8 protein-coding genes and 1 pseudogene are annotated in these 10,711 nt (G+C 60.0%); 6 read left to right on the top strand and 3 right to left on the bottom strand.

Annotated features, from left to right (window positions below; all coding sequences use genetic code 11):
- Nucleotides 1–280: 280 nt before the first annotated feature.
- On the bottom strand, nt 281–856 hold the full coding sequence (locus BA190_RS37195; protein ID WP_162275075.1) for a hypothetical protein: 576 nt from the start codon (nt 854–856) through the stop codon (nt 281–283).
- Between the two features lie 23 nt (nt 857–879).
- Nucleotides 880–1,533, bottom strand: a pseudogene (locus tag BA190_RS08970) (IS6 family transposase).
- 1,445 nt (nt 1,534–2,978) lie between these two features.
- Between BA190_RS08970 and BA190_RS08965 the strand changes: the two are divergent.
- Nucleotides 2,979–4,757 carry an ABC transporter ATP-binding protein/permease gene (locus BA190_RS08965; protein ID WP_068285286.1) on the top strand — a complete coding sequence of 593 codons (1,779 nt, stop codon included), beginning with the start codon at nt 2,979–2,981 and terminating at the stop codon, nt 4,755–4,757.
- Nucleotides 4,758–4,929: 172 nt separating this feature from the next.
- Here the strand turns inward: BA190_RS08965 and BA190_RS08960 are convergent, their stop codons facing one another.
- The gene (locus BA190_RS08960; protein ID WP_068285285.1) at nt 4,930–5,229 is read right to left on the bottom strand and encodes a hypothetical protein; all 300 of its coding nucleotides are present in this window, start codon (nt 5,227–5,229) and stop codon (nt 4,930–4,932) included.
- Here BA190_RS08960 and BA190_RS08955 point away from each other — a divergent pair.
- The 5 genes from BA190_RS08955 to BA190_RS08935 all read left to right on the top strand — a co-directional run bounded on the left by BA190_RS08955 (nt 5,228) and on the right by BA190_RS08935 (nt 10,601).
- Nucleotides 5,228–5,443 carry a ChaB family protein gene (locus BA190_RS08955; RefSeq protein WP_068285284.1) on the top strand — a complete coding sequence of 72 codons (216 nt, stop codon included), beginning with the start codon at nt 5,228–5,230 and terminating at the stop codon, nt 5,441–5,443. The two genes, BA190_RS08960 and BA190_RS08955, sit on opposite strands and share 2 nt — an antisense overlap.
- A 202-nt stretch (nt 5,444–5,645) precedes the next feature.
- On the top strand, nt 5,646–7,037 hold the full coding sequence (locus BA190_RS08950) for a bifunctional enoyl-CoA hydratase/phosphate acetyltransferase (protein ID WP_068285363.1): 1,392 nt from the start codon (nt 5,646–5,648) through the stop codon (nt 7,035–7,037).
- Nucleotides 7,034–7,330, top strand: coding sequence for a hypothetical protein (locus tag BA190_RS08945; protein WP_068285283.1), 297 nt, complete (start codon nt 7,034–7,036; stop codon nt 7,328–7,330). The genes BA190_RS08950 and BA190_RS08945 overlap by 4 nt, the downstream gene beginning before the upstream one ends.
- Before the next feature lie 12 nt (nt 7,331–7,342).
- Complete coding sequence (gene mgtA, locus BA190_RS08940; RefSeq protein ID WP_082979592.1) at nt 7,343–9,967, top strand: magnesium-translocating P-type ATPase; 2,625 nt, start codon at nt 7,343–7,345, stop codon at nt 9,965–9,967.
- 115 nt (nt 9,968–10,082) lie between these two features.
- The gene (locus BA190_RS08935) at nt 10,083–10,601 is read left to right on the top strand and encodes a GNAT family N-acetyltransferase (protein ID WP_162275074.1); all 519 of its coding nucleotides are present in this window, start codon (nt 10,083–10,085) and stop codon (nt 10,599–10,601) included.
- Nucleotides 10,602–10,711 lie beyond the last annotated feature (110 nt).

Genomic DNA, 10,711 nt, shown 5'->3' with positions numbered 1-10,711 from the left:
ACGGCTCCCTTGCCGGACTGGCGCGACCGGATGGTCTGGGAGGCGGCTTCCAGGCTCTCGGCGGTTTCGAGCAGGCGTGCCGCCGTCTGCGCCCGGCGGCTCGCCAGACGCTTACGAACCAACCGCTACACCGCCACCCGAAGCTGTCCGGGAATTGCCGAAACAGTGCCTGGAGATTATCGGAAATTATGCCTGGACTTTTCCGAAACACGCACGGCGATTGCATCGCCTAAGGTAGATTATAATCACAATATACTTACAACGAATTCAAAAATAGATCTCATAAATCGCATCTTCCAAGCGATACAATCACTTTATCGACCTCAAACGTATGAATCCAAATACAAATGCAGTTATGTATATATATTACCTCGAATCCACCATCTACCCGAGAAGCCACAAGTTCCTCAAACCCCACGAGGCATTTCAAGCGAGGTGATATAAGTTTAATTGCGGCTTCTTTCGCGCCAAACAACAGCGCCGCAGATCTCAAATCGTAAGCTAGATTGCGAGATTCACTCGAAGCCCGGATAAGGTGCAAAACCTCCCAATATCGCGCTAAGTCCGAGGTATCTATTAGATCGATCGATAGCGCTGTGACGGCAGTTTCGCGGGAATAAGCAATTGCTGCTGCGAAGTCCCCATCATGGCTGATCGAACCGTCGTATCCCGAAGGCCATACCGGCTCGCCCAAATCTCCTCTTGGTATCTTTCCGCAAGGACCCCCTAATTTTCTGAGTGCGCGCCTAGCTGCGCAACGCCCAGCAGCAAATTCCGCTCGGCGCCTCACAAGAGCTCTCCCTACAAATGGCGCTTCCTCAGACAGGAGTTCTCCACCCTGCCCGATGACTTCCACTGCGACGGCGAGAGGTTGACGAGTTAATTGCAGAAGCTCGCTTGTCGTTTGCGCATCATATGAACCATCTCGATGCCAGACGTGATCATCACCGCACAGGCCATTGATTTGAAGCCAAGCATCGACCGGATCCGTCGCTTGATGCGACGGTGATCTTGCTCGATGCGGTTGTCGAGACATTGGCTGTTGCCAATGCCGATAGCCTTCAGCTCCAACCGTGCCTCGCTTCGCAGTCGGCTTTCACTATCACAGGCGATAATGACCTGCCGGTTGGTCTAGCTTCCATCGATGACGATGCGCTCGGGTCTGCCGTGACGCTTCAATGCCGTGCGGATGAAGCGCTTGGCGGCCATCAGATCGCGGTGCTCGCTGAGGTGGAATTCGACAGTGTCGCTGACGCTGTCGATCGCGCGATACAGATACATCCAACGGCCGCGAACCTTGATGTGCGTCTCATCAACATGCCACTTCCCGGTGACTGTGCGCTTTCGCAGGTTGAACCGCTCCAGCAACAGCGGTGAAAAGCGAACGACCCAGCGGTGGATCGTCGAGTGATCGACACCGATGCCACGTTCCGCCATCATCTCCTTCAAGTCGCGCAGGCCCAGGCCGTATGCCAGGTACCAGCGCACGCAAAGTAGGATCACCGAGCTATCAAAATGGCGGCCCTTGAACATAAAACGTACTCCAGCGGTCGGAGGCGCTCATGCCGCACATTGCTTACCGAAAAGTTTACAACACAATCAACACGAGTAGCTGGCAAAATACTCGTCCTTGACCTCTTCCCAGGTCGATAGCCGTCGACGAACGACCCAGCCGCGAGATCGCAGATCAAATCCCATGACGAAAAAGTGCTGCAGGATGGCTGGCGTGCAGACGTGGGTGACCACCCAATTTTTCACGCAGCGTACAAGCGCGGCTATCGCGCTGGTACGCTGCGTGAAAAATTGTTCGGCCGAGGACACGCACGACTGAAACAAACACACCCCGCGGCTGCATTCCGCTACCAGCCATCCACGTCATGAACACCGACAGCACCATTTGCCATGAAGAAAGTGGTCCGCCCAGCCGACGCGGTATCAGGTGATTGCGGCGGTGTCGAAATCCGCCGGTGGTATCGATCGGCCACCTGCATACAAGTCGAAATCGGAACACGCCTTCATCTGCAAAGCGACGACGAAGGCTTTTATGTGGGCATGTCCCGAGCCAAGTCGGTACTCTACTTGTGCGGAACACGCGCCGCGTGTGACCGACTCTCTGTGCCGCAGTCCTTATGAGGGATGGCTTCCACCGGTAGTGCCTTGGCAATCACGTCAGTTCTGAAAGTTCGATTAGTCGGACCCAACGTCCGCTATTGGCGATGCGGGACAAGTCTTCGACCGGCCGGGATGAGGGCGCATAGCGTCGGTCAAAGCCCCATAAGCCACGTCTGCGCAGGGTCAAAAATCGACCGGTCGACCGGAAGCGTTTCGAACTTTTTCACCGCCGAACACCGCCGTTTCTATCCTTTTTCGCGCAAGGACCGTCTCACGCGCATTGCGTGGGCGCAGTTTCGGCGGTTATCGGCGGCAATAGAGGGAATCGGCGGAATTTGGCGCATCGGAAGAGACTCGAACTTCTATGTCGAAGCAATCTCGTTGCTAGGAGCGTATCCCGAACGCAAAACGCCATCTGGGCGGTCAGACCCAGATGGCGAGTGACTTATGACAGAATTGGTTGCGGGGGCCGGCAACCAAGGCGTACGCCATTGTACGCTACACTGCTCGAAACCGCGATTTTCATACGACGGATTACGACATGAGCGGCAAGTCGACTGCATTCCGCTCTAAGAATTCTTGCTTTTATTGACTGAAACGCTGCACAGGCTCAGGTGGTTAGCCAGATACTTGCGCTCCCATTACCGGCAGCGCAGAGCACTCGGAGTGATGGCCTTCGACATGGTGCACTTCCCAGAAGTGAAGACAGCTCCAGACGGAAAACCGCTATCTGAAGAGTTTGCAACATGGTCGTCGCGACAGCCACCTTCCTTGAGCAAGATCAAGGGGCGCCCCGCCAAAATCGTGTTCCCATGATCAGCACAATGTGAACGGACGATTTCCTGGCTGTCCTGGAGGTGTTGCCCATGGCCGTCGCAATCGGTGAAGCCGCCCTCAAGCCTGTCGACGACGCGCAGGCAGCCTTGATGCCCGAGCTTGGCGTGATGCTGCGTGCATTCTGGGTATCACCGATCCGGACAAACTTTGCAGCACTGACTTTCGCGATTGTGGTGGTCATCGCCCTGACCACCTATGGCCAGATCAAGCTCAACGAGTGGAACCAGCCCTTCTATGATGCCCTGGCGCGAAAGGATTGGCAGGAATTCATCAATCAACTCTTCCGCTTTGCGCAAATTGCCATCGCTCTGCTTGTGATGAATGTTGCGCAAGCCTGGTTAAATCAATCGATAAAAATCAAGCTGCGCGAGGGCCTTGTTCACGACCTTGTCGAGCAATGGATGAAACCGGGACGAGCTTTTCGGCTCTCTACGCGCCCGATCGGGATTAATCCCGACCAGCGCATGCATGAGGATGCACGCCACCTGACGGAACTCTCGACAGACCTGGGCATCGGCTTGCTGCAAGCCTCGGTACTGCTTTTCAGCTTCGTCAGCATCCTTTGGGCGTTGTCGAACGGCTTTGTCTTTCACCTGGGCGCGACCACCTTGACCGTGCCCGGTTACCTGGTATGGGCGGCAGTTTTCTATGCCGGCTCGGCCTCCCTGCTAAGCTATCTGGTAGGCCGGCCGCTGGTCGGCCTGAATGCCGAACGCTATAGCCGAGAGGCGGATCTGCGCTATGGACTGATGCGTGTCAGCGAGCACATCGATGCGATCACCCTGGCGAATGGCGAGCCCGACGAGAGACGCCGGATAACGATCGATCTGGCCAAGGTCCTGGCCGCTATGAGAAGGCTGGCATGGGGCCAGACGAGGCTCACCTGGATCACATCAGGTTATGGCTGGACTGCACTGGTAGCTCCGGTTGGGGTGGCAGCACCCGCGTATTTTTCCGGCTCCCTGTCATTCGGTGGGCTGATGGTGACAGTCGGCGCGTTCAACCAGGTCCAATCCTCGCTACGCTGGTTTGTCGACAATTTCAGCGTGATCGCGGATTGGCGTGCGACATTGCTGCGGGTCTCAACCTTTCGACGAGCAGCGGTACGGGACGATACGGAGCGAGATGGCGTCGATCAGATTCAACTGACCGAAGGCGAACCGGGACATTACCGCCTGGATCGTCTTTGCGTCTTCGTTCCCGACGGAAGCACGCGGCTGCGGGAAGAAAGCACCACCGTCGAGGCTGGCGAGAAGGTGGCGATTGTCGGAGAGCGGCGCAGCGGCAAGACCCTGCTCTTCCGCGCCCTGGCAGGGCTCTGGTCATGGGGATCGGGCAGGATCGTACGCCCGAAAGGAGAGGCGATCATGTACATGCCTCGTACCCCCTACCTTCCTCCGGGGAATTTGCGCGAGGCCCTCGCCTACCCCGTTCCGGCCGAATCTTTTGAGACGAGGTCTTATGAAACGGCTCTCGACAGGGTCGGTCTGAAAGGGCTTGCGGCCGCGCTTGACGAACCGGGGCGCTGGGATCGCCAGCTCAATGAAGACGAACAGCAGGCACTCGCTTTTGCGCGCCTCATCCTGCACAGGCCGGCCTGGATCGTCATGGACGAAGTACTCGACTCCGTGACGGGAGAAACACATCGGCGCTTCCTGCAAATCCTTCACGAAGACCTGAAACAGAGCGGTGTCATCCACATCGGCCGCAGCGAAGGGCACGACCATCTGTTCGAGAGAGTCCTCCATCTCGTACCAGCCAAGCGAACAGCCGAACAATTCGGGGAGCGACACACCCCACAGGCTTGAACTGCCTACTCAGAGGCAAGCGGATGCCAAGGCCGCGCGGCCAGAGACATTCATTTGCGATAGATCAACGCCATTCCTTCCGATGGCCCTAAAGTGCAGAGAGGATCTTTAGGGAGAGGAACGTGACAACGGCTGTTGAGAACATCCAGGCCGGCATGGCTGCGCATCCCCACTACGCTCCCGCAGCGTCCAGTTGCGGAATGTCCTGCGCCAGCAAGGCATCGTCATCGCCAATAGGCTCGGCACGGGCGGCTTCGCGCACCCAGGTCAGCCGGATGCTGCATTCGATAGAGCTGCCGCCTGAGGCCAAGAGGCCAATATGATCGAAGCCCTCGTTGACCAATTTACCAATGATCTCAAAATGCTGGCATGGCTGGCAGGACTTCTCCTCGGAGCGTGCCTCACCGTCCTTGTTGCCTACAGGGCTATGCGGCGGCGCTGAAATGCTCCCTTGATTGACGGGAAAGACCATGCCCTATCCGGCAATCGACGATCTGCCGCCGATGCAACGTGCAAGGCTGCCTCATCACGCGCAAGAAATCTATCGCGCGGCTTTCAACCATGCCCGGGACGGCTACAGTCGGCGCAACTCGCGCCGCCGCGAGGAAATAGCCCACCGCATTGCCTGGGCAGCCGTCAAAACCAAATATCACAAGGAAGGCGACCACTGGGTCTCACTGCCCTAACCGCGTCAGCTCTGACGCTCTGGCATGCGGAGCAACCGCCTCCTTGATCCGTATCAAGGCCGACCGGAGAGGCTCGACTAGATTCGACCTGCCAGTCGCGGGCATCTCAATCCCGGCGCGCCCGCTCGGCCTGTTTCATCGACAGGATTCGGCTCCTCGGCGATGTACTTGGAAGTCATGTGCTGCAACCATGAACGAGATCATGTCCACGCCTCTGCTGGTCAACTGCCTCTTCGACGAATTGGCAATCGGGAACTCCGCCAGCCTCACGCGAACCGTCAACGATGACGATATCAGGCTCCTCGCCATGGCATCGGGCCACCTCAGCCCAGGCGATCTCGATCCCGGCATTGCGGCGGGCGATGCCCGTGGTCCCACCGTCATTCACGGCATGTGGGCAGCCAGCCTGATCTCGGCAGTGCTGGATACGCAATTGCCCGGCCCCGGCACGACCTATCGCAGCCAGACGCTCGAATTCCTTCGCCCGGTATCGGCGGGAGACGTGATAACGGCCACCCTAACCGTCCAGATGAAAAACCCCGCGGACCGCTCCGTCACCTTCGAAACGCGCTGCCTCGACCAGGCAGGCAGCGAAGTGCTCGCCGGCACCACCGTCGTCATCGCACCGTCGGGAAGACTGGCACGTCGATCCGCGCTACCCCCGAAGATATCGTTCCAGTGTCGGCACCGGTTCGCCCCCTTCCTGCGCGAAGCACGCGCCTTGCCGCCGCTCACCACGGCGGTGGTCCATCCCTGCCAGCCGGAGGCTATCCAGGCCGCACTCGAAGCACGCGCCGAAGGCCTGATCGAACCCATCCTGGTTGGCCCTGACGCCAAGATCCGGGCCGTGGCCGAGCAGGCTGGCCTGAGCCTGGAGGGCATACGCATCGAGGCCACCGAACACAGCCACGCCGCTGCGGAGCGAGCGGTCGCCCTTGCCGCCAGCGGGCATGCCGCAGCCTTGATGAAGGGTAGCCTCCATACCGACGAATTGCTGGCGGCCGTGATCGCTCCCCAATCCGGCCTGCGTACGCAGAGACGCATCAGCCATGTCTATGTCCTGGACATACCGGCCTATGCCAGGCTGGTGGTAGTCACCGACGCGGCCATCAACATCGCCCCTACCCTCGAGCACAAGCGCGATATCTGCCAGAATGCAATCGATCTGCTGCATGTGCTCGGCATCGCCGAACCGAAGGTGGCCGTTCTCGCGGCGGTTGAAACGGTGAGTGCCGCCATGCCCGCGACGCTCGACGCAGCGGCACTCAGCATCATGGCGGCGCGGGGACAGATCACGGGTGCCAAGGTCGACGGCCCGCTGGCCTTCGACAATGCTGTCGATCTCGCCGCCGCCCGCATGAAGGGCATCGTCTCCCCTGTCGCGGGGCAGGCGGACATTCTGGTCGCGCCCGACCTCGAAGCGGGGAACATGCTGGCCAAGCAGTTCATCTATCTCGGAGGAGCGGACGCTGCAGGCCTCGTTCTCGGCGCCCGCGTTCCCATCATTCTCACCAGCAGATCTGACTCGGTCGACGCCCGCCTCGCCTCGATCGCACTCGCCAAGCTGGCGGCCAAGGGAAGGTCCCCTCGATGACCGACATGTTTCTCACCAGCAATCCTGGCTTTTCCACCAGCAGGTCGAGCTTCCGAAGACAGGATCCGGCCGGCCTCGGCCTCGGCTTCGAAATCGAGGCCGACGACGAGAAGGCACGCAGGATCAGCACCGACACCGGCGAAACACGCGCGCCGATGATGGCGACCAATGAGGAACAGTCCATGGCAGACGATGCCCCAACACTTCTGATCCACGCGGAGCAAGCAATTTCTTCCGGCTTCCCGATACGGGCACCCGCAATCGGACCCGTCGCTGGAACGCCTACTTCCTGACGGGGCAGCGCCATGGCATCGACGGCATCACCCGAGCATTCGCCCCCCCAGTATTCGCAAGGCGAAACGGCCGCATTCTGGATGCACTCGCCGGAAGACTGGTTCAGGACGCTGGACTGCGGCGACAACGGCCTGGCTTCGAGCGAGGCAGAAAAAAGGCTGGCGAGGTTCGGCCTCAACGCCGATCGGAACGGCCGGCACGAGACGACGCTGCATGCCATCCTGCGCCGCCTGCTGGAACCGCTTTCGCTCATTCTCTTTGGTGCCGGTCTCGTCTCCATCACGACCGGCGACGCCATTGGCGGGGCCATCATCGTCGCAATCCTGGCAATCTCCATCGGGCTGGATACTTTCCAGGAGGGGCATGCGACGCGGGCAGCCGAAGCCCTCCGCCGCTCGGTCGCCCTCAAGGCCGAGGTCAAGCGCGACGGCATCTTCAAGCAGGTTGCCGTCGAGAGGGTCGTGCCCGGCGATATCGTGCGCATACGCGCCGGCGACGTCATTCCAGCCGACGCTCTGGTCGTGGAAAGTACGGCCTTTACCGCGGCCGAGGCAGCGCTGACTGGGGAGCCCTATCCGGTTGAGAAGTCCCCGGGTAGAGTCAGTTCAGCCAATCCGGCCGATGCCTCGAACGCGGTGTTCCGTGGTGCCGTCGCGCAAACGGGCGAGGCGATTGCACTGGTGGTCACGACCGGGAGAGCAACCATCTTCGGCGCCGCCGCCAGCATGCTAGGGGAAGCGAGCGCCCCCTCTCCCTTCCAGCGTGACCTGCGCGAATTCGGCCTGGTGATCGCTCGCTTGACCTTGGCCCTGGTTGTGCTTGTTCTGGCCGCCCGCGTGATGTTCGGCCGGCCGCCGCTCGATTCCCTTCTGTTTGCCGTCGCACTCGCCGTCGGGCTCACCCCCGAATTGCTGCCGATGATCACCACGGTGACACTCTCGCGCGGAGCGATCCGCATGGCGCGCCGCAAGGTCATCGTCAAGCGACTAGCAGCCATTCACGATCTCGGGGCCATGACCGTCCTGTGCACCGACAAGACCGGCACATTGACCTCTGCCCTGATCACGCTTGCCAAGAGCATCGACGTCCATGGCGTGCAGACGGGGCGTCCGGCCGGTCTGGCGGCAGTCGCGGCCAATCTGGGAGGCGACCGGGGATCGCTCGATGCCGCCTTGATCGCGGCCGAACGAGAGCCCTCGCATTCTTGGATTCTCATAGGGCGTCGCCCGTTCGATTATACGCGCAGGCTGGGTTCGGTTCTTGCAAAAGGGCCGGATGGCCCAATGCTCATCGTCAAAGGCGCACCGGAGGCTGTCCTTGGCTTGTGCTCGCATGTGAAAGAAGGGGAACAAATCCTGCCCTTGACGGCGGAAGGACGGGCAAAGGCGTTGGAAATCCTGCATGGCATGGCGCAGGAGGGCCTGCGCAGCATCGCCGTAGCCGCGCGTCCCTGGCCGGAGCAAAGGCAGGAAGTCACCGAAAAGGACGAACAATGTCTGATCCTGGAGGGATTTTGTGCATTTGCCGATCCTCCCAAGCCTACTGCCGGCCCCGCCATCGCCCATCTTGCGAAGATCGGTGTGCACCTCAAGATCCTTTCCGGGGACGATCCGCTTGTCGTGCGAAGATTGGCCGGATTGGTCGGCCTCAAAGGACAAACGGTTCTATCCGGAAGCGACATTGCCAAACTCGACGACCAGGCTCTGGCGGTGCAGGTCCGGTCGGTGGATGCCTTTGCAAGACTGACGCCCGATCAAAAATCTCGTATCATCAAGGCGTTACAACAATCGCAGGCGGTCGTCGGCTATCTCGGCGACGGCATAAATGATGCGCCCGCCCTGAAAGTCGCCGATATCGGCCTGTCGGTCGAGGGAGCCACCGGGGTCGCCCAGGCTGCCGCGGACATGATCCTGCTGGCTTCCGATCTCGAGGTCGTCGCCGCCGGCGTGGAAGAGGGGCGACGAACATTTGCGAACATCCTCAAATATGTCCGCATGGGTGCCAGTTCGAATTTCGGCAACATGCTCTCCATGGCGCTGGCATCCATTTTGCTCCCTTTCCTGCCGATGTTGCCGACCCAAATTCTGTTGAACAACCTGCTTTATGACCTGTCGGAAATCGGCATTCCCTTCGACCAGGTCCGCCGCGAGGCAATCGCCGAGCCTCAGGTCTGGGACATGGGAGGACTGCTGCGTTTTGCCGCCCTCATGGGCCCCCTGTCCTCCCTGTTCGATTTTCTCACCTTTGCTGTCTTGCTGGCGATCTTCCACGCCGCCCCCGACGAGTTCCGGACCACCTGGTTCCTGGAATCGATGGCCACGCAGATCTTGGTGATCTTCCTGATCCGTACCGCCGGACGCCCCTGGCGCAATCGGCCAAGTCCGATGCTGGCGGCTTCGTCCCTGTTTGCCCTGCTGGTCGCGCTCGTCGTGCCCTTCACACCACTCGGCCCGTGGTTCGGCTTCGTCGCACCACCCCCAGGTCTGCTTCTGGCCACGGCCGGCATCGTCATCCTCTATCTTGTTTGTGTCGAGCTGCTGAAGCCCCTGGCCATCCGCAGACCATCGAAACCTGCCAGCCACGTCGGACCCATGCCAATCGCTGCAAGCAATGCGCAACGGTCCTCTCCTAGATGAGCCAGCCGGATTTCAGCTCGAATCCGCCAGGGGATTTGATCCCCCTCAAGGACAGAGCAAGCGAGACTTGAGAAAAGAACGGCGGACAATGCAGTTGTCGCCAGGGAGGCCCGACATGAACGACCCCATCAAGGAACTGAAAACGCGGACGGGACTTGCAATCCGGATCAGGCCTGTCACGCCCGGCGACGCCACCGTCCTGAGCGACTTGTTTCATCATCTGCGCAAGGAGGATCTACGGTTCCGCTTCCTCTCAGCCATCAGCGAGGTAGGCTCGGAATGGATCAGCAAGATGGCAAATGCCGATCACGACCGCATCGAGACCTTTCTTGCCTTCGATCAGGCCAGCAATATGGCGGTCGCCACCGCCATGCTGGTCCGCAGCGACGATGGCCAGCGCGGTGAGGTCGCCATCAGCGTCCACGGCGACTACCGAAACCGGGGAATTGGCTGGGAACTGCTGAGCTTCGTGGCCGAGCAGGCGCGACAGCGCGGCATGCGCCGGATCGAGTCCCTCGAGAGCCGAGCCAACTACGACGCCATCGAACTGGAGCGCAACATGGGCTTTAGCGTCGCGCCGGTGCCAGGCGATTCCACGTTGGCCCTGGTCTCCATGGACCTTGGAACGACTTGAACTGCCGGATGCTGAAACGGTCGAGGATGCTCCTAAAGCAACGTGCGATTTCCCGGAATCGCACGTTGCTCTCTGACTCTTTGTTTTGACGTGTTTTCTTAATCGAGAAG

It is taken from the genome of Labrys sp. WJW, assembly GCF_001676615.1.
Lineage (GTDB): Bacteria > Pseudomonadota > Alphaproteobacteria > Rhizobiales > Labraceae > Labrys > Labrys sedimenti.
The sequence above is the reverse complement of the archived record's forward strand: the minus strand, read 5'-3'. Positions and strand labels throughout refer to the sequence as shown.

Excerpts from the sequence above, each read along its gene's own strand:
- BA190_RS08965 (WP_068285286.1), top strand. The coding sequence starts at position 2,979 with ATGGCCGTCGCAATCGGTGAAGCCGCCCTCAAGCCTGTCGACGACGCG.
- mgtA (WP_082979592.1), top strand. The coding sequence starts at position 7,343 with ATGGCATCGACGGCATCACCCGAGCATTCGCCCCCCCAGTATTCGCAA.
- BA190_RS08935 (WP_162275074.1), top strand. The coding sequence starts at position 10,083 with ATGAACGACCCCATCAAGGAACTGAAAACGCGGACGGGACTTGCAATC.
- BA190_RS08945 (WP_068285283.1), top strand. The coding sequence starts at position 7,034 with ATGACCGACATGTTTCTCACCAGCAATCCTGGCTTTTCCACCAGCAGG.
- BA190_RS08950 (WP_068285363.1), top strand. The coding sequence starts at position 5,646 with ATGTCCACGCCTCTGCTGGTCAACTGCCTCTTCGACGAATTGGCAATC.
- BA190_RS08960 (WP_068285285.1), bottom strand. The coding sequence starts at position 5,229 with ATGGTCTTTCCCGTCAATCAAGGGAGCATTTCAGCGCCGCCGCATAGC.
- BA190_RS08955 (WP_068285284.1), top strand. The coding sequence starts at position 5,228 with ATGCCCTATCCGGCAATCGACGATCTGCCGCCGATGCAACGTGCAAGG.